Raw genomic sequence first — 22233 nt, forward strand, 5'->3', positions numbered from 1 at the left:
TCATCGATGAGGCTCGCGAGCTACTTCGCTCGAAGCCCTGACGCCGGTGCCTTACTGCGGTCCGAGCTTCTTGATCAGCGCGTCGAGCTGTTCCATTTCTTCCGGCGTCAGATCGGTCAGCGGTGCGCGCACCGGACCTGCGTCGTGGCCGACCAGCTTCGCGCCAGCCTTGACGATGCTGACCGCGTAGCCGGCACGGCGGTTGCGGATCTTCAGGTACGGCAGGAAGAATTCGTCGATCAGCTTGCCGACCGTCGCGTGGTCGTCAGCGGCGATCGCGCGGTAGAAGTCCATCGCGGTCTTCGGAATGAAGTTGAACACCGCCGACGAGTACACCGGCACGCCCAGCGCCTTGTAGGCGGCAGCGTAGACTTCCGCGGTCGGCAGGCCGCCGAGGTACGAGAAGCGCTCGCCGAGGCGGCGGCGGATCGTCACCATGTTTTCGATCTCGCCCACGCCGTCCTTGAAGCCGATCAGGTTCGGGCAACGGTCTGCCAGACGCTCGAGCATGTCGGCGTTGAGCTTTGAATTCGCGCGGTTGTAGATGATCATGCCCATGCCCGGAACAGCCTTGCAGACCTCTTCGGCGTGCTCGGCGATACCGTCCTGGCTTGCTTCGGTCAGGTAGTGCGGCATCAGCAGGATGCCGTGCGCGCCGAGGCGCTGCGCTTCCTTCGCGTAGGCGATCGCCACGCGGGTCGGGCCGCCGGCGCCGGCGAGGATCGGTACCTTGCCCTTGCAGACCTCGACCGCGGTCTTGACTACTTGCGTGTAGTCGTCTTGCGTCAGCGAGAAGAATTCGCCCGTGCCGCCGGCGACGAACAGCGCCGATGCGCCGTACGGAGCGAGCCATTCGAGACGCTCTGCGTAGGTGTCGGCGCGGAAGTCGCCTTTAGCGTCGAAGTCGGTGACGGGGAAGGACAGGAGGCCTTCCGAAACGATCTGCTTGAGTTCCTGCGGTGTCGTCATGATCAAAGTATCCAGGCGTCGGATTGGGTCGTTGTTGGTTCCAACCAGTACAACGGACGTCGTACTAGTAGAAAATCTTTGGAAATCAGATTTCTTATACGTCATCGTACAACAACAAATCCGGTAACTCAACGGGGTTTTCACGGCATAATTCACGCTATAGGGTAAATACGGAACATCCGGGCGAAACTTCACGTTGTAGGATGACGTATGATTAATGGCGAAGCAGGTCTATCACGCCTCAAGGATCGATCAATGGAACAAACTCCGCTCTACATCCGCGTTCATCCCAATGACAATGTCGCGATCGTCGTCAACGACGGCGGTCTGGGCGAGGGCGCGGTATTTGCCGATGGCCTCAGGCTGCGCGAGCGTGTGCCGCAGGGCCACAAGGTCGCGGTGGCCGATCTCGCCGAGGGCGACGAGGTCATCCGCTATAACGTCGTGATCGGTTATGCGCTGAAGCCGCTGCCGAAGGGCAGCTGGATCAACGAACATGTGATCCGCATGCCGAGCCCCCCGGGACTCGAAGACCTGCCGATCGCCACCACCAAAGCGCCGGACATGCCGCCGCTCGAAGGCTATACGTTCGAGGGCTACCGTAACTCGGACGGCTCGGTGGGCACGCGCAACATCCTCGCGATCACGACCACCGTGCAGTGCGTCGCCGACGTCGTGCAACACGCGGTCACGCGCATCAAGGCCGAGCTGCTGCCGAAATATCCGAATGTCGACGATGTCGTCAGCCTCGGTCACACCTACGGCTGCGGCGTCGCGATCGACGCGCCCGACGCGATGGTGCCCATCCGCACCGTGCGCAACATCGCGCTGAACCCGAACTTCGGCGGCGAAGTGATGATGGTGAGCCTCGGCTGCGAGAAGCTGCAGCCCGAGCGTCTGATGCCGCCGGGAACGATTCCGATCGCGGCGGCGGCGGTCGTCGACGACGTCGCGGACATCGGTGATGTCGCGCTGGAGCAGAACGGCGACGTCGTGGTGCTGCAGGACGAATCGCACGTCGGCTTCCAGTCGATGATCACGTCGATCATGAGGATGGCCGAAGGGCATCTGAAGCGCCTGAACAACCGCCGTCGCGAAACCTGTCCGGCGTCGGATCTGGTGATCGGCGTGCAGTGCGGCGGTAGCGACGCGTTCTCGGGCCTGACCGCGAACCCGGCCGTCGGATTCGCAACCGACCTGCTGGTGCGCGCCGGCGCGACCGTGATGTTCTCGGAAGTCACCGAAGTGCGCGACGGCGTCGATCAACTGACCGCGCGCGCGGCCAATGCGGACGTCGCACAGGCGATCATCCGCGAGATGCAGTGGTACGACGATTACCTGAAGCGCGGCGGCGCGGACCGCAGCGCGAACACGACGCCCGGCAACAAAAAGGGCGGCCTGTCGAACATCGTCGAAAAGGCGATGGGCTCGATCATCAAGTCGGGCAACTCGGCGATCTCCGGCGTGCTGTCGCCGGGTGAGAAGGTCAACCAGAAGGGCCTGATCTACGCGGCCACGCCGGCCAGCGACTTCATCTGCGGCACGCTGCAGGTCGCCTCGGGCATCACGCTGCACGTGTTCACGACCGGCCGCGGCACGCCGTACAGCCTCGCCGAAGTACCGGTCATCAAGGTCGCGACGCGTTCGGACCTCGCGCGTCGCTGGCACGATCTGATGGACATCAACGCCGGCACGATCGCGACCGGCCAGTCCAGCATCGAGGAGGTGGGCTGGGAACTGTTCCGCCTGATGCTCGAAGTCGCGAGCGGCCGCAAGGAAACCTGCGCGGAGAAGCTGGGACTGCACAATGCGTTGACGCTGTTCAACCCGGCGCCGGTGACCTGAGCAGGCACCGTGCCCCGTCAATACTCAGGCGAGCGCCGGTCCAGCCGGCGCTCGCTTTTCCATTCAGAAGACCCGCTCGCAATCACAACATCCAAGAGACATGACCGATTTGAACGTTGACCGCTCCGCGGCAAAGAAACCCTTCCGCCGTCTGCTGCTCACCGGCGCCGCGGGCAACCTCGGCAAGCAACTGCGTCCCGCGCTCGCGCAATGGGCCGACATCGTGCGCGTGTCCGATATCGCTGCGCTCGGCGAAGTCGCCGCGCACGAGGAAGCGGCCGTCGTCAATCTCGCCGATGAAGCAGCCGTGCACGCGCTGCTCGAAGGCGTGGACGCGGTGGTGCATCTCGGCGGCATCTCCGTCGAAGCGCCGTTCGAAGACCTGCTCGAAGCGAACATCCGCGGCCTCTACAACGTGTACTCGTCGGCGCAAAAGCATGGCGCGAAGCGCATCATCTACGCGAGCTCGAATCACGCGGTGGGTTTCCATCCGGTCACGTCGGTTCTCGATACCGAAGTGCCGCTGCGTCCGGACGGCATGTACGGCGTGACGAAGTGTTTCGGCGAATCGCTGTCGCGCTACTACTTCGACCGCTTCGGTCTCGAGACCGTGTGTTTGCGGATCGGCTCGTCGTTCGAGCAGCCGAAGACCGCGCGCATGCTCATCACGTATCTGAGCTACCGCGATTTCATCGAGCTCGTGCGCTGCTCGCTGTTCACGAACCGAGTCGGTCACGCGATCGTCTACGGCGTGTCGAACAACCGCATCTCGTGGGTCGACAACACGAACGCCGCGTTTCTCGGCTACCGTCCGCAAGACAGCTCGGCGCAGTTCGAACACCTGTTCCCACCGAGCGCCCCCGACACGCGCTTCGACGACCCGACCCAGCTGTACCAGGGCGGCCCGTTCGTGCTAGCCGGTCCGATGGAGCCGAAGCGGGAGCCTAAGCGGGAGCCTAAGCAATGAGCGCGAATCCGCAAGTGGAGCGCTTCGAAGCGGCCGGTCCGTTGCCCGCGGCCACCGGTGAAAGCCCGGTCTGGCGCGCGGCCGAGCAGGCGCTGTACTGGGTCGACATTCCGGCGAAAAAGATCGTGCGCGGTTCGCTCGATACAGGCAAGCGCACCGAATGGCTGCTGCCGGAGCAGGTTGCCTGCATCGCGTTCGATCACGCCGGCACCGTGCTCGCCGGCTGCGAGACCGGGTTGTTCGCGGTCTCGCTCGCGGACGCGTCGAAAGCGGCGAGTGGCGAGCCGCTGACAGCGTCGCTGCGCAAGCTCGCGGCGCCTGAATTCCCGCACGGCGGAATGCGTTTCAACGACGGCCGCTGCGACCGGCAAGGGCGTTTCTGGGCCGGCACGATGGTGATGGATATGGCCGCGGCGATCCCGGGCGGCGCGCTGTACCGCTTCGACGAGAAGGGCGTGCTGTCAGCGCCGGTCGTCGATTCGCTGATCACGCAGAACGGCCTGGGCTGGTCGCCGGACGGCACGACGATGTATCTGTCCGACTCGCATCCGCTGCGCCGGCTGATCTGGGCGTTCGACTACGACGTCGACAGCGGTGAGCCGCGCAACCGCCGCGTGTTCGCCGACCTGCATCACTATTCGGGCCGTCCGGACGGCGCGGCGGTCGATGCCGACGGCTGCTACTGGATCTGCGCGAACGACGCCGGTCTGCTGCTGCGTTTTACGCCGCAGGGTAAGCTCGACCGGCAGGTTCCGGTGCCGGCCATCAAGCCTGCCATGTGCGCGTTCGGCGGCCGCGATCTCGATACGCTGTTCGTCACCTCGATTCGTCCCGCCAACGGCGCGAGCGAGCACGACGGCCACGTGTTCGCGCTGCGGCCCGGCGTGAGCGGGCTGCCTGAGCCCGAATTCGCAGGGCAACTGTAACGTTGCTTGCATGAAGCATGCGCCGGGACGAAGTTTTTCTCCCGGCGTTTTCATTTTTCAGGACCATTCGTATGGCCCTTTATTTGTCACTCGTCGTACAACGTGTTGTGTGAAGACCACGCCGGCACGTATTTCTTAAGCAAAAATACCACAGCTCCGCAGACTGTACCGATTCCGTCCCCATCCAATGCCGGACGGCGCGGGACCCTGTGGCATGCCACGCCGGTCATCCGTGCCGGCGCTTTTCTTGATGCGGGTAAATACCGTCTGTACAAGATAAAACCCCTTTTATAGACTTCGTATGTTGTCGTACAACATATAAGTCCAAACAAATGGCTTTCTGTGTTCGTGTGACAGTGCAATTCGGTGGGTTTTCAAGGCATTCGTGCCGCCGCGGTCGATGCGGCATGCATGTCCGAAGCCGGCCGGCGTGATTGAAGTAAGTAGTCGAGTTGTCGACTGGAGTGCTGGGTCAACTGTGCCGGGGAAGTCGCACAGCCAGTACGGCCAACGCTCGCACCTGCGAAGGCAGTGAGCGTGAAGCCGGAGACGCGTCAAAACCATGTCACATCCGCTGTTGCTGGGATGGTCTATTTTTCAAGGAATGTCACGATGAACAAGAAGTTTGCCTCTTCCCATATTTCGATGATCGTCGCGGCCGCGGCGTTGGCGTTCAGCACGATGTCGGCTGAAGCGCGCGTGTTCCGCGTCGCCGATGTGCACGGCGACACCTTCCCGACCAACATGGCCGTGAAGTACATGGGCGAGGAGATCAGCAAGGCGACCGGCGGCAAGGACTCCGTGAAGGTGTTCGGCAACAGCGCGCTCGGTTCGGAAAACGACACGATCGACCAGGTCCGTATCGGCGCGCTCGACATGGCCCGTGCCAACGGTGCTGCGTTCAACGAAATCGTGCCGGAATCGATGATCCCGTCGCTGCCGTTCCTGTTCCGCGACGTCGACCATTTCCGCAAGGTCATGTACGGCCCGGAAGGCCAGAAGATCCTCGACGCCTTCACCGCGAAGGGCATGATCGCACTGACGTTCTACGAGAGCGGCGCACGCTCGATGTACGCGAAGAAGGCGATCAAGTCGCCGGCTGACATGAAGGGGCTGAAGGTCCGCGTGCAGCCGTCCGACCTGATGGTCGACGAAATCAAGGCAATGGGCGGCACGCCGACCCCGATGCCGTTCTCGGAAGTCTATACGGGCCTGAAGACCGGCCTCGTCGACGGCGCCGAAAACAACCTGCCGTCGTACGAAGAAACCAAGCACTTCGAAGTCGCTCAGATCTACTCGGAGACCCAGCATTCGATGACGCCGGAAGTGCTGGTGTTCTCGAAGAAGGTTTGGGACACGCTGTCGCCGCAAGAGCAGCAGATCATCAAGAAGGCCGCGGCTGACTCGGTGCCTTACTACGAGAAGCTGTGGACCGCGCGCGAAGCCGACGCACAGAAGGCCGTCACGAAGGGTGGCGCAACGGTCATCGCGGCTTCGCAGATCGACCGCGCGGCTTTCGTGAAGGTGATGCAGCCTGTGTGGGCGAAGTACGAAAAGACCCCGCAAATGAAGCAGATCGTCGACGAGATCGAAGCAATCAAGTAAGTCACGCGTCCCGGACGCAATCAGCAATAGCAACGCTTGTCGCAACAGCGGCGTGAATGGTCCCGCGAGGAAACTCGCGAGACCTTCCGCCGCGCGATTTCGCGCGCGCGTGCGGATCGTGTCGCATCGGGACGGCTGAATCTCAAGCATAGGTCGGTCGTAAGCAAGGACAGGGTCATGAGTTTCCTGAAACGCCCAAATGATTTTCTTTTTCGCGTGCTGCTGGTCGTGGCGTCGCTTAGCCTCGCCGTGCTTTGCCTGCTCGTGATTTATAGCGTGGTGATGCGCTACGTGTTTAGCGACGCGCCCGATTTCGTTGAGCCCATCGCATTGCTGCTGGTGATCCTGATCGCGATGTTCGGCGCCGCGCTGAAGGTTCGCGAGGGCGGTCACATCGGACTCGACTCGCTCGTCAAGAAATTGCCCGAGAAAGGCCAGGTGATCGCGAAAGGGATTCAGCACCTGTGTCTGGTCGCTTTCGCGGTGGCGGTCTTCGTCGGTTGCCTCGAGATGGCGGAAACCACGATGGGCGACCGCATTCCGATCATCGGCGTGCCGGAAGGCGTGCGCTACTGCATCCCGATCTTCGCGAGTGTGTGCATCGCGTTGTTCTCGATCGAGCATCTGCTCGAGCTCTTCGCGGGGAAACGGGAAGAGCCGGCGCTCGAACTCTCCGCCACGGAATAAAAGTAGAACCATCATGGAACTTGCCCTTCTTGCCGCCAGTTTTCTAATCTTCCTCTTCCTCGGGGTTCCGGTTTCATTCGCGTTGGGCCTGTCCTGCGTTCTGACGTACCTGTTCGAAGGCTTGCCGACCGCGACCGCGATGCAGTCGATGATCTCGGGCATGAACGGTTTCTCGTTCCTCGCGGTCCCGTTCTTCATCTTCTCCGGCGAGCTGATGCTCCATGGCGGCATCGCTGACCGCATCCTGCGTTTCGCGCAGGCCTCGGTCGGCCATTTCCGCGGTGGCCTCGGCATGGCCAACGTGGTCGCCTGTACGCTGTTCGGCGGCGTGTCGGGTTCGCCGACCGCGGATACGTCGGCCATGGGCGGCGTCGTGATCCCGCTGATGAAGCGCGAAGGTTATAGCGCCGCATACGCGGTCAACGTGACCACGCACTCGTCGCTCGCCGGCGCGCTGATGCCGACGTCGACCAACATGATCATCTACGCGTTCGCCGCGCAAGGCGTGAGCGGCGTGCTGAACGGCAAGCAGATGAGCGGCGTGTCGATCGGCGATCTGCTGTTCTCGGGTCTGTTGCCGGTGCTGTGGGTGATGGGCCTCGTGCTGATCGCCGCTTACTGGCAGGCCGTCAAGTTCGGCTATCCGCGCCGTCCCGACGGTTCGACCGAACTGCAGCGTTTCCCGGGCTGGATGGCGGTGCTGCGCACGTTCATCGGCGCGGTGCCGGGTCTGATGGTCATCGCGATCATTCTGTTCTGCGTGGCGCGCGGTATCGCCACCGCGACGGAGGCGGCCGCGATCGCCGTGGGTTATTCGCTGATATTGACGATCGTCGTGTATCGCTCGCTGTCGATGAAGAAGCTCGGCCATGCGCTCGGCAAGGCCGCGAAAACGACCGGCGTGGTGCTGCTGCTGATCGGTGTGTCGAACATGCTGCGCTACCAGATGGCCTATCTGGAGATCCCGGAGGCGATCGAGCGCATGCTCGACGGCGCGACCTCGCTGCCGTGGCTGATGTTGTTGTACATCAACGTGATTCAGGTGTTCCTCGGTACGTTCGTCGACATGGCGGCGCACATCCTGATCACGACCCCGCTGTTCCTGCCGATGGCCATGCACAACGGGGTGGGCCCGGTTCAGTTCGGCATCATGATTCTGCTGAACTGCGCATTGGGTCTCGTGCATCCGCCGATTGGCTCGGTGCAGTTCATTGGTTGCGCAATTGGCAATGTGTCGATAGGGGAAACTACTAAGGTGGCTTGGCCGTATTACCTCGCTATCTTCTCGGCCATCAATATTGTCACCTATGTCCCGTGGTTCTCGACCTGGTTGCCGAGCATCATCAACGGTCACCCGGTGTTCTGATCCAAATAAAACGTCTTACCCACACTCAGCGGCGCTCGCATAGGCCGCATTAGAAAGTTTTTAACAGAGGAGTAACAATGAAAAAGACTCTCTTAGCTTCTGCCTTGGGGTTGGTCGCCCTGGGCGCACATGCGCAAAGCAGCGTGACGCTTTACGGTATCGTCGATACGGGCCTGGGTTGGCAGAACAGCTCGGCGTCGCTGACCACGGCGGCGAAACCGCAGACCGTCGCTGGCAACTCGCAGGTCAAGATGATCAACGGCATCTGGGCAGGCAGCCGTTTCGGTTTGAAGGGCTCGGAAGATCTGGGTGGCGGCACGAAGACGATTTTCCAGTTGGAAGAAGGCTTTAACAGCGCAACTGGCGCGCAAAGTGTGTCGGGTCTGGCATTCAACCGCCAGGCATGGGTCGGTCTGACGAACGCTCAGTTCGGTACGGTGACGGCAGGCCGCGGGTACACCTCGTACTACACGCTGCTCTCGCCGTATAGCCCGACCACGTGGCTGACCGGTGCATACGGTGCGCATCCGGGTGATATCGACTCGCTGGATACGACGTTCCGGGTGAACAACCAACTGGTTTATACGTCGCCGAGCTTTGCCGGTCTGACGGTTAGCGGTTCGTACGCACTGGGCGGCAACGCGGGCAGCTTCGCAGCCGGCCAAACCTGGAGCGTTGCGGCACAGTACCTGAACGGCCCGATCGGTCTCGCGGCAGGTATCCAGCGCATTGACAACGCGGCGACCGTTGGCACCCCCGCGTGGAATTCCACGGCGTCGAACAACGGCTCGCAGCCGTCCGTCTCGGCAATCAACAACGGCTTCCAGACCGCAGCGAAGCAGCAGCGCATTGCGGTGACGGGTGGTTACGCGTTCAACTCGCAGTGGGACGTTTCGTTCGCATACTCGAACGTTCAATACGCTGCGGGCCAGGCTTCGCTGTTCCACGACACGCAGATCTGGAATACCGGTGGCGCAGTGCTGCACTGGAAGCCGATCTCGGTGCTGGACCTGGCCGCTGGCTATAGCTACACCCGTGCAACGTCGTCGAACGGCATTCAGAGCACGGCTAGCTACAGCCAGTTCAACCTGTCGCAGTACTACTCGCTGTCCAAACGCACCGGCCTGTACGCACTCGAAGCGTATCAGCGCGCTAGCGGCCAGACGCTGTCGGGCAACGGCAAGTCCATCATCAACGCAGTGGCAAGCATCGGTGACGGCCAGAACGGTTCGCCGTCCTCGTCGCGCAGCCAGACCGCGGTTGGCGTGGGTATCATCCACAAGTTCTAAACAGTTACTGAATAGGTGGCGGCACGTTGTTTTGCCGCCACATCGACGCGTTTTTTTTCGCGTCGTCAGTCTCGCAAAGCTGCGCACATTACGTGCGCAGCTTTTTTTTCGATGCTTCATTTTGATGCATCGCAGGCGCTGGTCTCGCCAGCGGTGCCAGATCTGGGTTGGGAGTGCCTCGCGCGCGGGCTTTCGCGTTACGATGAGAGCCCGGCGCGCTTTCCTGCGCCGTTTCGCGAGGAGACGCCGATGCGTGAATTACGATGGGCTTCGGAAGAGGGCGATGGCATCGAACATCTGGTATTCGATGCGCGCGACGATGGCTTCGCCGTTGAAAGCGTCGTGGTCGGGCAGCGCTACGGCAAGGCGTACGGGCTGCATTACGCGGTGCGCTGCGACGCGCGCTGGCGCACGCGCTACGCGCGGCTGAAGGTCGTCGGCGGCGGCGAGCTGGAGCTGCATGGCGATGGCGACGGCCACTGGCACGACGGGCACGGCCTCGCGCTCAGCGCGATCGAAGGCTGTATCGACATCGATATCGCGGCGACGCCGTACACCAATACGTTGCCGATCCGTCGGCTGCAACTGGCGCAAGGCGAACGTCAGCCGATCGAAGTCGCGTATATCTCGACGCCGGACTTGCAGGTCACGCGCGCCGAGCAGGCCTACACGTGCATCGAGTTGAATGGCGAGTACCGCTACGAAGGCATTTTTCGCGAGTTCACCGCCAATTTGCGCGTGGATAGCGATGGTCTCGTGATCGACTATCCGACCTTGTTCACGCGTTTGCCGCGCGCGCGTTAGGTTGTGCGTTCGGCGTCGCCTGCTGCGTTCGAGTCGTCGTCGGGCCCAGTCGATGCGCCGCGGCCGAGCGGGCGTTGCATCAGCGTCGTGTCGAGCCAGCGGCCGTGCTTGTAGCCGACAGCCTTCAACGTGCCGGTCAGCTCGAAGCCGAGTTGCGCGTGCAACGACAGTGAGCCGCCGCTGCCGCCATCGGCGATCACCGCGATCATCTGACGCCACGGTCCGGTCTCGCAACGTTCGATCAGCGCCTGCAGCAGCACGCGTCCGATGCCGCGTCCGCGATACGCGTCGTTGACGTAGATCGAGTCTTCGATCGTGTTGCGATAGGCGGCGCGCGGGCGATACGGCGTCGCATAGCAATAGCCGGCCACGTCGCCGTCGATCTCCGCGACCATATATGGCAGTCCGTGGCTGCGCACGCCTGCGAGCCGCGCGCGCAGATCGTCGACGGACGGCGGGGTTTCTTCGAACGATGCGACACCGGTCAGCACGTGATGCGCGTAGATCGCCTGGATCGCGGGGAGGTCGGCTTCGCTGGCGTCGCGGATCAGCGGGGCGTCGAGCGGAGGGCGGGGTGAACTCATGCGGGGTCCTGTCGTGGCGGGCGCAGTTTGGCGGAAGTCTTCACTATGCCTGTCGCCGGGGCGGATTTGAAGCGGGTCAACGATCGAATTGATCGAACTCGCTCTGCAGCTCGCGATTACGCGCCACGCGTTCGTCGATAGCCGGTCCACGCCGTTCGAAGACCGCCGAGTTCAGCGAATCGACGTAGGAACCCGACATGCCGTCCGAATAGAACACGCGCGGGCGGATGTATTCGAGATAGCTGTAGAACGCGTTGCTGATGCCGCGCGTCGATTGGATGCCGAGGATGTAGACCGCATCGGCGTTCGCCATGCGCTCGGCGACGCGCGCGAAGGCCGGCGAGCGCGCGAGTTCATACAAGTGCCGGATCGCGCCGATCTCGAGTTCGAGCGATTGGGCGAGCGCGGCGTCGCGCGGCGAGGAGCCGTCAGCGACGCTCGGTTCATGAAGCTCACCGGTTTGCGCGCAGTCGCTCGGGCCACGACGGAACGCGGCGCGGGGCGCTGGTTGTGCCAATCTGCGAAATGATGACAGATCGATCCACGGCTCGCGCAATTCGATCCTGAAAAAGTCTGTTCGCCGTGCGACGGTCGAGCCGCGTCAGACCGGCCGCCGCACCGGCGCGGCGCGCGAAAAATGCCGTGCGCCAGCCACGCAGGCGACCACGATCACGGTGACGATGATCATCGATGGCGGTACCTGCTCGTGCAGCAGCACGCCGGCGAGCAGCAGTCCGAAAAACGGCTGCAGCAGCTGCAGTTGGCCGACCGCCGCGATGCCGCCGAGCGCGAGCCCGCGATACCAGAACACGAAGCCGATCAGCATGCTGAACAGCGACACGTACGCGAGTCCCCACAGCGCGGCGGCGCCGACACCGTCGAACGACACGGGCCGCGTCCACCATGCGAGCGGCAGCATCAACGGCAGCGACAGCACGAGCGCCCACGAAATCACCTGCCAGCCGCCGAGATGACGCGACAACCGCGCGCCTTCCGCGTAGCCCAGCCCGCACACGACGATCGCCGCGAGCATCAGCGCGTCGCCGAGCGGCGAGGCGTCGATGCCGTGACGCAGCGCGAACGCGGCCACCGCCGCGCTGCCGAGCGCCGAGAACAGCCAGAACGCCGGCTGCGGCCGCTCGCCGCCGCGCAACACTCCGAAGATCGCGGTGGCGAGCGGCAGCAGGCCGATGAACACGACCGCATGCGCGGCGCTCACATGACGCAGCGCGAGCGCGGTCAGCAAAGGAAAGCCGACCACGACGCCGAGCGCGACCACGACGAGCGGCAGCAGATCGCGCCGCTCCGGGCGGGTCTCGCGGAACACCAGCAACAGCAGCAGACCAAGGATGCCCGCGATCGTCGCGCGCGCCACGGTCAGAAACACCGGATCGAGGCCCTGCACGGCAAGCCGCGTGGCCGGCAGCGAGCCGCTGAAAATCAGCACGCCCGCGAAACCGCTGAGCCAGCCGTTGGTGGTTTTGTCCATGGCAAACATCCCTGCGCTGAAAGAGTCTCATGATGCGCGCCGCGGCCGTAAACGTTAAGCTACAGATCAGTACAGTTCGTACAAACTGTACCGAACATGGGAGCAGTACAGATGGCGGGAAGCGAGAACAACGAGACGGTGCCGGGCACGCGTGTCGGCCTCGTGATGAACAATCTGCGGGAGCGTATCGCGAGCCGCTCGCTGATGCCGGGCGCCCGCGTGCCGTCGATCCGCGCGATGACCGACACGCTCGGCGTGTCCAAGTCGACCGTGGTGGAAGGCTACGACCGTCTCGTTGCGGAAGGGGTGATCATCGCGCGGCGCGGCTCGGGCTTCTTCGTGTCGGGCCATGCGCCGCCGCTCGCGCTCGCCGATCTCGGGCCGCGGCTCGATCGCGAGGTCGATCCGCTGTGGCTCACGCGGCAGTCGCTGGAGACCGGCTCGAAAGCGCTGAAGCCCGGCTGCGGCTGGATGCCGGCTTCGTGGTTGCCGGAAGATGGCGTGCGGCGCGCGCTGCGCGCGGTTGCCCGTGATCCGCAATCGCTGCTCGCGGATTACGCGAGCCCGGCGGGCTTGCCCGCGCTGCGTCAGCAGCTTGCGTGGCGGCTTTCCGCGCACGGGGTCGATGCGCCGCCCGAGCAGATCCTGCTGACCGACGGCGGCACCCATGCGCTCGATCTCGTGTGCCGCTTCCTGCTCGAACCCGGCGACACGGTGCTGATCGACGATCCTTGCTATTTCAATTTTCAGGCGTTGTTGCGCGCGCATCGCGTGCGGATCGCGAGCGTGCCGTACACGCCGCAGGGACCGGATCTCGCGGCGTTCGAGCGCGTTCTGGTCGAGCAGCGTCCGCGGCTCTACGTGACGAACTCGGCGATCCACAATCCGACCGGCGCGACGCTCGCGCCGGCCGTCGCGCACCGGCTGCTGAAGCTCGCCGGCGAGCACGATCTGCTGATCGTCGAGGACGACATCTTCGCGGACTTCGAAGACGAAGCCGCGCCGCGCCTTGCCGCATTCGACGGCCTCGCGCGCGTCGTGTCGATCGGCAGCTTTTCGAAGACGCTGTCGGCGGCGGTGCGCTGCGGCTATATTGCGGCACGCGCCGAATGGGTCGAGCCGTTGATCGATCTGAAGCTCGCGACATCGTTCGGCAATGGTCAGCTCGCGGCGAGCGTCGTGCATCGGATGCTCGTCGACGGTACCTATCGGCGTCATCTAGAGGCGATGCGCGCGAAGCTGGCCGATGCGATGGGAGAGACCATCAGGCGTCTCGGCTATGCGGGCCTCGATATCTGGACACGGCCGCGCGCGGGCCTGTTCGTGTGGGCGCGCTTGCCCGGGGCGCTCGATGCCGCCGACATCGCCCGTCATGCGCTGACGGCGGGCGTCGTGTTCGCGCCGGGCAACGTGTTCAGCGCGTCGCAAGCGGCGGCGGGCTTTCTGCGTTTCAACGTGTCGCAATGCAATCGCCCGAAGGTGTACGAGGCATTGCAACGGGCGATGCAAGCGTGCACGGTGTCGGCCGGCGCGGGGCGCGAGCGGGTCTGAGACGAACTCAGGCGAAGCAGGCGTTCGCGGTCCCCCGCTACAGCGTTATTTGCACAGCAGAAGCATCCGTTCTTCTTCCGAGCAAGGCGTGTGCGGTTTCGGCGCGGGTTGCGCGGCCGCCGCGCTGATCGCCGCGCTGCGGTTCGCGAGACACGCGCGCAGATGCTTCTCGACCGGACCGTAGTACTTCCACCCACGAACGAGCGTCGGCAATTCGAGCTTCACCTGTTTCCATTTCGGATGGCCATGCTCCTGCAGATTGTCGAAGTTCGCGCACAACGAGTCGGCGAAATGATTCAGATTGCTGACTGTGTCGCGCAAGCCGTAATCGTAGGTGACCAGAAATGCTTTGACGGTCAGACCCGGCACGTCTTCCTTCAACCAGCCTGGGTAGCTGCTTTGGTGGATCGTAGTCGGAAAGTAGGTCTGCTTCGCGCGGTTCGTCTCCGGCGCGTTGGGATCGACGGGCAACAGACGCAACTGTGACAGCAGGTCGGGTTTCATGTCGTTGAACAGCTTTGCCGGCTGCCCGACCACGATGATCGCGACGTCGATCTTCTTCACGATCAGCGCGGCGAGCGCGTCCTCGTTGCTCAGATGCACGACGTTCTGCTCCGGAATCGGCTGGCCGAACATCAGGCGATAGAGCGTCGTCGCCGACTGCGCGGTGCCGCTGCCTAGCAGGCCGACGCTGATGGTCTTATCCTTGATGTCGGCGAGCGTTTTCAGCGGCGAATCCGCCCGTACGACGACGTTAATTTCCTCGTCGTAGAGCGGCATGATCAGTCGCAGCGGCCGGATCGTCGTGCCCGCATCGGGGTTGCCCGAGTTGGCCATGTCGATGAACGCCTGGTACACGTCGGACTGCACGAGCGCGAGCTTCACGCCGGGCTCGAAACGCATGCGCTGCACGTTTTCGGCCGAGCCTTTCGACGCCACCACTTCGAGGTCGATGCCAACCGGCTGGGCCACCCATTTCGACAGGTCATTGCCGATCTGGATATATGTGCCGCGCTCCGGCCCGGTGACGATCTTGTAGTGCGCCGGTTCCGCGCCGGCCAGCGAACATACGACCAGTACCACCAGGCCCAGCCAGCCCGCGAGGAGTCTCTTCAGCATGATCTTTCTACCTATCGGTCAGGTTGATCCCGCTTCACGCGTGGCGCGTGGAAGCACCAGTGATCCGGTTGCCCTGTCATGTTCAAACTGCTGCCAGGGTCGCTCCGTCTGTTTCCGCTCAGAGCACACACGATAATGTGCGAATCGGCACAGACGGCGGCCATTTGATCTGGTATGCGAAGCAATGTTTTTGCGCGACGGCGCAGCAGTTTGCGTCTCCGGGACCAGGTTCGGACCGTCGCGTCGCGCGTGAGCGCTAGTTGCTCCGCGGCGTCGCGGTTCTCACGACGCCGACGTTCGTTGCAGTCACGACCCGTTCGCCGTGCGCTTGCATGCCGACGGGCAGCGGTGCCTGCGCTTGCGCTTGCGCGAGCGGCGCGCCCGGCGCGGCATCCGTCGTCGCCGCATGCGGCGGAGTCAGCGGCGCCCAGCCGGTCTCGCGAATGACGCGCTCGAGGATCACTTTCGCCGCGTCGTTGCCGCTGTCGATCGCGAGCGCCTCGTTCGCATGCTGACGCGCGCACGGCCACGACTGCTGCGCGACGCAGGCCTGCGCGGCCTGTAGCGCAGTATCGCGACGCTGGACGAGCGGCCGCATCTGATCGGCCAGACCCTGCGCGTCGCTGTTTCCGGGTTGTAACGTTTGCGCGGCGGCGAGAGAGGCTTGGGCGGCGGACAGATCGTTCGCGCGGAACGCTGTCTTCGCGACCTGCAATGCTTGTCCGGCGTCGTGGAATTGCGGCGCGGGCCGCATGGGCGTCGCGGCCATCGGCGGCGCGGCAGGCGGCGCAGCTGGTGTCGCTGGAATGACAGGAGCCGCGGGCACGACGGGCGCGGGCTTCGCCGCCAGTGCGGTCACGGGCGGTGGCGCAGGCTTGGCCGCGGCCGGCGCGTGCATGGTCTGTGCTTGAGCAATCACCGGGGCGGACACAAGCGGCGCGATCATGCCGGTCGTTGTTCTGGCATCCGGCGTAATCTGCTCCACGCCTTGATCCTCCGATTCGCCGCCGTCGCTGAATAGCGTATAAGCGACATACGTCAGGCCGATTGCGACAACCGCGCCGATCACGTACAGCACGCGCCAAATCGTCTGCGCAGTGTTGGGCGGCGCATACATCGGATCTTCGTAAGGTGGGATAGTGGTGTCGGTCGACACGAGCGCCGTGTGCATGACCGGCTCGGTCTGCAACAGGGGTTCGGACGCCATCGCGGCAGCGGCGATGGCGGGCTCGTCCCGTCTGCCGAGTTCGTCGTCGAAACGGGGCAGGGGCTTGTGCGTGGCGCTCGCACGGCTGCCTGGAATACCGGTGCGGATGTGCGGATCGTCCTGGTCGAACGGATGCGCAGCGCCACAGTAGGGGCAGGCGTCGACTTGTCGGTACAGTGCGCCACCGCAGCGTTTGCAGGGCGTGGGGAAAGTTTGGCCGGTTGCTGTCTGGGTGGACATGCCGTGGACCCACCTTTGGAAAACGATGCCGTAAAGGCATGCTTCGGATCGTGTAGAGGCAGGAGCCTTGTCCGCGGAATCACGATCCACATGCGCCGGAAGTCGTGGAGACGTAGGCAGCGGCTGCGTTTCCACGGGTTCCAATATGTGGCGTTTCACGGGGGACGTCAACGCGGTTGGTCCCTGGATTGTGTGCGCTACCGCTCATTCGGAGGTATGAAGAAACCCTGGCCATACATTCGAAACGAGTGTATGTGTCTGTTGTTTCACGACAAATGGAAGGTACCCGGAAGCATCGCGCTGCATGAAGCGAGCGCGACAAAAAAACAACGAGGCCGACGCGTCGTGCGTGCGGCCTCGTGATCAACCTGCTATCTGGCGCTTGCCGGTACGCGTTTACATCAGCTTCCCGATCAGGCGTCGAAGTACGCTCAGTGCTTGCGCAACGGATGATCCTTCAGCAGCCATGCGAGCACGAAGGCGAGCACCACGACGCATGCGGCCGACAGATACACGGTGTGCAACGCACCCGCGAACGCATGCAGATAGTCGTTGCGCAATGCTTCGGGCAGCTGATGAATCGCTGCGGGACCCAATGCCTGCGGAAGTTCGGTGTCGGGTGGGATCAGCTTTTGGAGGCGTCCGGCGAGGCCGTTCGAGAATACCGCGCCGAAGCCGGCCACGCCGATCGAGCCGCCGATCGAGCGAAACAGCGTGACGCCCGATGTCGCTACACCCATATGCTTGAACTCTACGGTGTTCTGGACCGCGAGGACCAGCACCTGCATCACCATGCCGAGGCCGCAGCCGAGCAGACCCATGTACAGATACATCACATGAATCGGCGTATCGATCTGCAGGCGCGCGAGCAGCAGCATCGCCACGGAGACGAGGAACGTGCCCATGATCGGGAACAGCCGGTACTTGCCGATCTTGCTGATCACGCGGCCCGTCACCATCGACAGGATGAACAGGCCGCCCATCATCGGCAGCATCTGCATGCCGGCTTGCGTCGGCGTGGAGCCCTTCACGACCTGCAGATAGAGCGGAATGAACGTCACGGAGCCGAACAGCGATACGCCGATGATGAAGCTCACGAGGCTGCTGATCAGAAACGTGCGCTGTTTGAACAGTCCGAGCGGCATGATCGGTTCGAGCGCGCTGCGTTCTTCGTGAATGAATCCCCAGATCGCTGCGAGGCCCATGCCGAGCGTGAACCACAGTTGCGGCGACGACCACGGCAGGATCGTGCCGCCCTGACTCGTGAACAGGATGATGCAGGTCAGCGCGCCGGCGAGAAACGCGGCACCCATGTAATCGATCGTGTGCTTCACGTGGCGCACGTGCGGCTTGAACACCGCGCCGATCACGATGAGCGACAGGATGCCGAGCGGCAGGTTGATGTAGAAGATCCAGCGCCACGTCAGATGCTCGACCAGAAAGCCGCCGAGCAGCGGACCGATGACGGTGGCAAGACCGAAGATGCCGCCGAACACGCCTTGGTAGCGGCCACGCTCAGCGGGCGGAATCACGTCCGCGATCGCCGCCATCGTCACGACGAGCAGGCCGCCGCCGCCGAGCCCTTGCAGCGCGCGCAGCACGATCAACTGACTCATGTTCTGCGCGATGCCACACAGCGCCGAGCCGACGAGAAAGATGACGATCGCCGTCTGCAGCACGATCTTGCGGCCGAACAGGTCGCCGAACTTGCCGTACAGCGGCACGACGATCGTCGAACTGAGCAGGTAGGCGGTCACGACCCACGACAGGTTATTGAGCCCGCCCAGTTCGCCGACGATGGTCGGGAGCGCGGTCGAGACAATCGTCTGGTCCAGGGCGGCGAGCAGCATGACCAGCAGCAGCGCCGGAAACAGCAGCCGGATCGGCGGATGGTCGGCCGCGGGCGCGGGGTTGACTGACAGGGTCGTAGCGGGTTGTTCCATGGCGGCAACGCGTTGAAATTAATTAACTGAGAGATTAATATATGTGACATCGCCTCTCACGTCAAATTCAATGCAATGACAAGGATCTCGCCTGACGACGCCGCGGCGCACAATGCCGTGGCAGATACGGGGCCGCCCGCGCGGATGGCCGCGAAAGAGCGCGACGCGTCGAAGCCCAAACTCACGGCAGCGGCAACGGATATTCATGCCGCGAATATCGGCAGCAGCGCACCGGCTGGATCGGCCGCCCGCCGCCCCGGCCGGCCGTCGGGCGCCGCGCGCGGTCCCGCGCAGCGTGCGCGCTTGCTCGACGCCGCGCTGACGCTGTTCGCGAGGCAGGGCATCGTCGAGACATCGCTGGGTGAGATCGCCCGCGAGGCCGGTGTCACGCCCGCGATGGTGCACTACTACTTCAAGACGCGCGATCAACTGCTCGATGTGCTGATCGACGAGTGTTTCGTACCGTTGCGCGCGAGCCTCGGGCTGTCGTTTCAGGAGAATCCCGACGATCCGGTCGCGGCAATCACGCAACTCACGGAGCGGCTCGTGCAGATCGCGAGCGACAACCCGTGGTTCGCGTCGCTGTGGGTGCGCGAAGTGATCAGCGACGGCGGGCTGCTGCGCCAGCGCATGCATGAGCGCTTTGGTTTCGCGCATCAGAACGCGTCGCTGCTGGCGATCGCGCGCTGGCAGAAGGAGGGGCGCCTGAATGCATCGCTCGAACCCGCGCTCGTGTTCGTCACGCTGCTCGGCATGACGATTCTGCCGCTTGCCACCTCGAAGCTGTGGCGCAACGATCCGTTGCGCCACAGTATCGGCGGTGCGGAGATTGCGCGGCACGCGGTGGCGTTGCTGTTGCAGGGTATCGGGCCCGGCAAGGGCGATTGAACTGGCGCCCGTGTGGCGCACCGGTCGCCGCGTCGTTTGAAAGGGCCCTAGATTTTGCGATTTTTCTTCCACTCGTCGAACGCCGCCTTCGTCTCGTCGTTCGGCGGATAGGTGCCGGGCAGCGCGGCGCCGGCGCGAATCCTTTCGGTGAGAAACGCCTCGAGCTGTTCCTGTCCGGCGGCGGCTTGCGCGACGTCGCTGGCCATCTTCAGCGGAATTACCACAACTCCATCCACATCGCCGACGATCACGTCGCCCGGAAACACCGCGACTCCACCACAGCCGATCGGCACGTTGATATCGACCGCGTGATGGCGGATCAGATTGGGCGGCGCGCTCGCGCCGGCGCAAAACACCGGCATGTCGAGCGCGGCGATCGTCGCGCTGTCGCGCACCGGGCCGTCGGACACCATCCCGGCAACACCGCGCACCTGCAAACGAAGCGACAGAATCGAACCGAACGACGCGCTGCCGCGCTCGCCGCGGCAATCCTGCACGAGCACGTGGCCCGGCGCAATGGTCTCGACGCATTTGCGTTGCGCGTATTCAGGGTCCGCGAATAGCTCCAGTACGTCGATGTCTTCGCGCGATGGGATGTTGCGCAGCGTGAACGCCGGCCCGACCAGATTCGCGCCGCGCCGCGGACCGAGCGGCGCGACGCCCTGCATGAAGGTGTTGCGCAGACCGCGCTTGAATAGCTGCGTGGTCAGCGTGGCGGTGCTGACGTGACGAAGGATGTCGAGCGTCGCGGCGGAAAGCGCGGGCGATGTGGCGGACATGGTGTCGGTTGACCTCGGGTTGAGATGAGGGGGCATCGGTAGGCGCGCATGCGCGCCCACGATGATAGCGCCGCGACACCACCGGTTAGCAGGCCAGCGCCATTCATCGCGCGACATCGGCAACCGCGACCGAGCCCTTCTTTACGTGACGCGAACCGCTGCAACGAGGCACGCGACGTGCTTGTAGTCTCGTCGGATGCGAGCGACGCAAAACGAACGGCAGCGCCGCGTTGCGCAAACAATACGAAGGACAGAATCGATACCGGGCGGAGAAGGCCGTACGAACGGGGTTCGTACGAACCGCGCCGGAACATCGGGTGCCGGCGATCGGCGAGCCGCGGAAAAACTGCGGACACTGAGCAGCTAAATCGCGGTGCGCGTCGAGCGCCGTTTTTTCATCGACGTGCAATTTTGGCGCGTTACCGTGCGCAAGCGTTGTACTCGGGAAGATGTTGCGCAATGTTTTACAAGCGCGGACCTGTCTGCAACACGGCGTGCGAAATCGGGTCGGAACCATGGATAGCAACACCCTGGCCGCGCGAATCGGCGGCAATCAGCAAAGTGAAATACAAAGTGAAACCTCCGCCCCCTCGGACGGCCTAACCGGTTTTTCAGAGCAACAACATACGATGAACGCAGCAATGAGGCTCGATCAGGCCACGATCGTGCTGGTGGAGGACGACCCGGACAGCCGGGAATCGTTGACCTTGTTACTCGAGGCGGAAGGCGCGAAGGTTTGCGCGGTCGCCGATGCGGAAGAGGGCGTCGTGGCGGCGATGCGGCTGCTTCCCGACGCGGTCGTCTGTGACCTCGACTTGCCGGCCATGGATGGCTTCTATCTGATCCAGCGGCTGCGCGACCACGAGATTTGCGGCGGTCATTCCCCTTCGGTGGCGGTGGCCCTCACCGGCCATACCGACGACGCATACCGCCTGCGCAGCATCGGCGAAGGCTTCCAGCATTTCATGACCAAACCTGCGTTACCCGAAGCGCTCGTGACGCTGCTGCACGACGCGATCGACGCCCGCGCGGCGGGTTGATCGACGCTTCGCAGCGGCTCTCGTGGGAGCTGGTTTTAGACAGGACAGGCCGGCGCGCGGCGGGGAGATGTCGTTTCTCGAAGCAGCGCACGGCCATTGACGCTTTGCAGCGCGTCACACAGCGTTGCGCACCCAATGTGGCGCGCCGCTATTTCGCCGCGGCCACCGGCGCGGCCGCGCTGGCCGCTTTGGCCGCCTGACAGGCGGCACACAATCCCTTCAATTCGATTTCGTCGCTCGCGAGCCGATAGCCCGCGTCCTCGATCTGCGCGACGAGGGCCTGACGCAGCTTCGGTTGATGCAATTCGGTGACGCTGCCACATTGCTGGCATACGACGAGAATGCCGTGTTGGCATTGCGTCAGATCATGGCAGACCGTGAACGCATTGATCGATTCGATCCGATGCACGAGCCCCGCCGACAGTAAAAAATCCAACGCGCGATAGACGGTCGGCGGCGCCGAGCCGGCGTGGATCTGGCGCATTTCGTCGAGCAGCGAATAGGCCTTGGTCGCGCGTCCCGAGTTCAGCAGCAGTTCGAGCACCTTGCGCCGGATCGGCGTGAGTTTTTCGCCGCGTTCGCGGCAATATTCCTCGGCGAGTGCGAGAGCCGCTTCCTGCGACGGGCCATGTGCGTGCGACGACTCGTGCACGTCGTGATGCGCTCGATGATCGTGTGCATCGGCGGCGGGGGCGGCAGGTGTGGGAGCGACCGGACGGCCGGTCGCGGCGGGCTTGGCGGTTTTCATGCGTCGATTATAGAGGCAGGGGGATGCAAGTGCCGCGCCGGTCGAAGCGTCGAGAGAATCGGGATTCCCCAGATTTGGCTTACAACTGACAACAAACGAAAAATAGGGTCTTTACTGGCAAAAAATGCCTATTCTTTGTCAGTCAGTCTCTGAATGTGTTTGATGGGATCTCGATGAGACAACTGCT

At 63.5% G+C, this 22233-nt stretch carries 19 protein-coding genes and 1 pseudogene; 11 read left to right on the top strand and 9 right to left on the bottom strand.

Features of this window, described 5'->3' with window-relative positions:
* Nucleotides 1–51: 51 nt before the first annotated feature.
* The gene (gene kdgD / locus HDG34_RS33920; RefSeq protein WP_090806087.1) at nucleotides 52–969 is read right to left on the bottom strand and encodes a 5-dehydro-4-deoxyglucarate dehydratase; all 918 of its coding nucleotides are present in this window, start codon (nucleotides 967–969) and stop codon (nucleotides 52–54) included.
* Between the two features lie 255 nt (nucleotides 970–1224).
* On the opposite strand from kdgD, the gene garD reads away from it, so the two are divergent.
* From garD to HDG34_RS33960, 8 genes are all read left to right on the top strand, one after another.
* Nucleotides 1225–2814 carry a galactarate dehydratase gene (gene garD, locus HDG34_RS33925; RefSeq protein ID WP_184067062.1) on the top strand — a complete coding sequence of 530 codons (1590 nt, stop codon included), beginning with the start codon at nucleotides 1225–1227 and terminating at the stop codon, nucleotides 2812–2814.
* Nucleotides 2815–2914: 100 nt separating this feature from the next.
* Nucleotides 2915–3781, top strand: coding sequence for an NAD(P)-dependent oxidoreductase (locus HDG34_RS33930; RefSeq protein ID WP_184067065.1), 867 nt, complete (start codon nucleotides 2915–2917; stop codon nucleotides 3779–3781).
* Nucleotides 3778–4707 carry an SMP-30/gluconolactonase/LRE family protein gene (locus HDG34_RS33935; RefSeq protein WP_184067068.1) on the top strand — a complete coding sequence of 310 codons (930 nt, stop codon included), beginning with the start codon at nucleotides 3778–3780 and terminating at the stop codon, nucleotides 4705–4707. Before HDG34_RS33930 ends, HDG34_RS33935 begins: the two co-directional genes overlap by 4 nt.
* A 612-nt stretch (nucleotides 4708–5319) precedes the next feature.
* Nucleotides 5320–6312: a TRAP transporter substrate-binding protein gene (locus HDG34_RS33940; protein WP_184067071.1), complete on the top strand. Its 993-nt coding sequence runs from the start codon at nucleotides 5320–5322 to the stop codon at nucleotides 6310–6312.
* Between the two features lie 177 nt (nucleotides 6313–6489).
* The gene (locus tag HDG34_RS33945) at nucleotides 6490–6999 is read left to right on the top strand and encodes a TRAP transporter small permease (RefSeq protein WP_035470962.1); all 510 of its coding nucleotides are present in this window, start codon (nucleotides 6490–6492) and stop codon (nucleotides 6997–6999) included.
* A gap of 13 nt (nucleotides 7000–7012) precedes the next feature.
* The gene (locus tag HDG34_RS33950; RefSeq protein ID WP_184067074.1) at nucleotides 7013–8365 is read left to right on the top strand and encodes a TRAP transporter large permease; all 1353 of its coding nucleotides are present in this window, start codon (nucleotides 7013–7015) and stop codon (nucleotides 8363–8365) included.
* A 77-nt stretch (nucleotides 8366–8442) separates the two neighbouring features.
* The gene (locus HDG34_RS33955; protein ID WP_184067077.1) at nucleotides 8443–9654 is read left to right on the top strand and encodes a porin; all 1212 of its coding nucleotides are present in this window, start codon (nucleotides 8443–8445) and stop codon (nucleotides 9652–9654) included.
* A gap of 249 nt (nucleotides 9655–9903) precedes the next feature.
* Nucleotides 9904–10458, top strand: a complete 555-nt coding sequence (locus HDG34_RS33960; RefSeq protein WP_184067080.1) for a putative glycolipid-binding domain-containing protein — start codon at nucleotides 9904–9906, stop codon at nucleotides 10456–10458.
* On the opposite strand, the gene HDG34_RS33965 is transcribed toward HDG34_RS33960, so the two are convergent.
* From HDG34_RS33965 to HDG34_RS33975, 3 genes and pseudogenes are all read right to left on the bottom strand, one after another.
* Nucleotides 10455–11042 carry a GNAT family N-acetyltransferase gene (locus HDG34_RS33965; protein WP_184067082.1) on the bottom strand — a complete coding sequence of 196 codons (588 nt, stop codon included), beginning with the start codon at nucleotides 11040–11042 and terminating at the stop codon, nucleotides 10455–10457. The two genes, HDG34_RS33960 and HDG34_RS33965, sit on opposite strands and share 4 nt — an antisense overlap.
* Before the next feature lie 76 nt (nucleotides 11043–11118).
* Nucleotides 11119–11487 (bottom strand): annotated as a pseudogene (locus tag HDG34_RS33970) (hypothetical protein); the annotation flags it as partial.
* 156 nt (nucleotides 11488–11643) lie between these two features.
* A complete protein-coding gene (locus HDG34_RS33975; RefSeq protein WP_184008450.1) occupies nucleotides 11644–12531 on the bottom strand; it encodes a DMT family transporter in 888 nt (295 codons plus the stop codon).
* Nucleotides 12532–12642: 111 nt separating this feature from the next.
* Between HDG34_RS33975 and HDG34_RS33980 the strand changes: the two genes are divergently transcribed.
* Nucleotides 12643–14082 (top strand): PLP-dependent aminotransferase family protein, encoded by a 1440-nt coding sequence (locus HDG34_RS33980; RefSeq protein ID WP_184067241.1) that lies wholly within the window; start codon nucleotides 12643–12645, stop codon nucleotides 14080–14082.
* A 45-nt stretch (nucleotides 14083–14127) separates the two neighbouring features.
* Here HDG34_RS33980 and HDG34_RS33985 read toward each other — a convergent pair whose 3' ends face one another.
* The 3 genes from HDG34_RS33985 to HDG34_RS33995 form a co-directional block, all read right to left on the bottom strand.
* Nucleotides 14128–15201, bottom strand: coding sequence for a TAXI family TRAP transporter solute-binding subunit (locus tag HDG34_RS33985; protein ID WP_184067085.1), 1074 nt, complete (start codon nucleotides 15199–15201; stop codon nucleotides 14128–14130).
* 256 nt (nucleotides 15202–15457) lie between these two features.
* On the bottom strand, nucleotides 15458–16648 hold the full coding sequence (locus HDG34_RS33990) for a hypothetical protein (protein WP_184067088.1): 1191 nt from the start codon (nucleotides 16646–16648) through the stop codon (nucleotides 15458–15460).
* A gap of 431 nt (nucleotides 16649–17079) precedes the next feature.
* Nucleotides 17080–18591 (bottom strand): MDR family MFS transporter, encoded by a 1512-nt coding sequence (locus HDG34_RS33995; RefSeq protein WP_184067091.1) that lies wholly within the window; start codon nucleotides 18589–18591, stop codon nucleotides 17080–17082.
* 75 nt (nucleotides 18592–18666) lie between these two features.
* Between HDG34_RS33995 and HDG34_RS34000 the strand changes: the two genes are divergently transcribed.
* Nucleotides 18667–19479 (top strand): TetR/AcrR family transcriptional regulator, encoded by an 813-nt coding sequence (locus HDG34_RS34000; RefSeq protein ID WP_184067094.1) that lies wholly within the window; start codon nucleotides 18667–18669, stop codon nucleotides 19477–19479.
* Nucleotides 19480–19526: 47 nt separating this feature from the next.
* On the opposite strand, the gene HDG34_RS34005 is transcribed toward HDG34_RS34000, so the two are convergent.
* On the bottom strand, nucleotides 19527–20258 hold the full coding sequence (locus tag HDG34_RS34005; protein WP_184067097.1) for a ribonuclease activity regulator RraA: 732 nt from the start codon (nucleotides 20256–20258) through the stop codon (nucleotides 19527–19529).
* Nucleotides 20259–20773: 515 nt separating this feature from the next.
* Here HDG34_RS34005 and HDG34_RS34010 point away from each other — a divergent pair.
* Nucleotides 20774–21298 (top strand): response regulator, encoded by a 525-nt coding sequence (locus HDG34_RS34010; protein ID WP_184067100.1) that lies wholly within the window; start codon nucleotides 20774–20776, stop codon nucleotides 21296–21298.
* A gap of 148 nt (nucleotides 21299–21446) precedes the next feature.
* Here HDG34_RS34010 and HDG34_RS34015 read toward each other — a convergent pair whose 3' ends face one another.
* Nucleotides 21447–22046, bottom strand: a complete 600-nt coding sequence (locus HDG34_RS34015) for a Fur family transcriptional regulator (RefSeq protein WP_184067103.1) — start codon at nucleotides 22044–22046, stop codon at nucleotides 21447–21449.
* Nucleotides 22047–22233: the final 187 nt, after the last annotated feature.

Source organism: Paraburkholderia sp. HC6.4b, assembly GCF_014200875.1.
Taxonomy (GTDB): Bacteria; Pseudomonadota; Gammaproteobacteria; order Burkholderiales; family Burkholderiaceae; genus Paraburkholderia; species Paraburkholderia tuberum.

Coding starts and splice junctions, on each gene's coding strand:
- HDG34_RS34005 (WP_184067097.1), bottom strand. CDS start 20,258: ATGTCCGCCACATCGCCCGCGCTTTCCGCCGCGACGCTCGACATCCTT.
- HDG34_RS33935 (WP_184067068.1), top strand. CDS start 3,778: ATGAGCGCGAATCCGCAAGTGGAGCGCTTCGAAGCGGCCGGTCCGTTG.
- HDG34_RS34015 (WP_184067103.1), bottom strand. CDS start 22,046: ATGAAAACCGCCAAGCCCGCCGCGACCGGCCGTCCGGTCGCTCCCACA.
- HDG34_RS33945 (WP_035470962.1), top strand. CDS start 6,490: ATGAGTTTCCTGAAACGCCCAAATGATTTTCTTTTTCGCGTGCTGCTG.
- HDG34_RS34000 (WP_184067094.1), top strand. CDS start 18,667: ATGACAAGGATCTCGCCTGACGACGCCGCGGCGCACAATGCCGTGGCA.
- HDG34_RS33990 (WP_184067088.1), bottom strand. CDS start 16,648: ATGTCCACCCAGACAGCAACCGGCCAAACTTTCCCCACGCCCTGCAAA.
- HDG34_RS33975 (WP_184008450.1), bottom strand. CDS start 12,531: ATGGACAAAACCACCAACGGCTGGCTCAGCGGTTTCGCGGGCGTGCTG.
- HDG34_RS33985 (WP_184067085.1), bottom strand. CDS start 15,201: ATGCTGAAGAGACTCCTCGCGGGCTGGCTGGGCCTGGTGGTACTGGTC.
- HDG34_RS33955 (WP_184067077.1), top strand. CDS start 8,443: ATGAAAAAGACTCTCTTAGCTTCTGCCTTGGGGTTGGTCGCCCTGGGC.
- HDG34_RS33940 (WP_184067071.1), top strand. CDS start 5,320: ATGAACAAGAAGTTTGCCTCTTCCCATATTTCGATGATCGTCGCGGCC.
- HDG34_RS33980 (WP_184067241.1), top strand. CDS start 12,643: ATGGCGGGAAGCGAGAACAACGAGACGGTGCCGGGCACGCGTGTCGGC.
- HDG34_RS33965 (WP_184067082.1), bottom strand. CDS start 11,042: ATGAGTTCACCCCGCCCTCCGCTCGACGCCCCGCTGATCCGCGACGCC.
- HDG34_RS33960 (WP_184067080.1), top strand. CDS start 9,904: ATGCGTGAATTACGATGGGCTTCGGAAGAGGGCGATGGCATCGAACAT.
- HDG34_RS33930 (WP_184067065.1), top strand. CDS start 2,915: ATGACCGATTTGAACGTTGACCGCTCCGCGGCAAAGAAACCCTTCCGC.
- HDG34_RS34010 (WP_184067100.1), top strand. CDS start 20,774: ATGGATAGCAACACCCTGGCCGCGCGAATCGGCGGCAATCAGCAAAGT.
- garD (WP_184067062.1), top strand. CDS start 1,225: ATGGAACAAACTCCGCTCTACATCCGCGTTCATCCCAATGACAATGTC.
- HDG34_RS33950 (WP_184067074.1), top strand. CDS start 7,013: ATGGAACTTGCCCTTCTTGCCGCCAGTTTTCTAATCTTCCTCTTCCTC.
- kdgD (WP_090806087.1), bottom strand. CDS start 969: ATGACGACACCGCAGGAACTCAAGCAGATCGTTTCGGAAGGCCTCCTG.
- HDG34_RS33995 (WP_184067091.1), bottom strand. CDS start 18,591: ATGGAACAACCCGCTACGACCCTGTCAGTCAACCCCGCGCCCGCGGCC.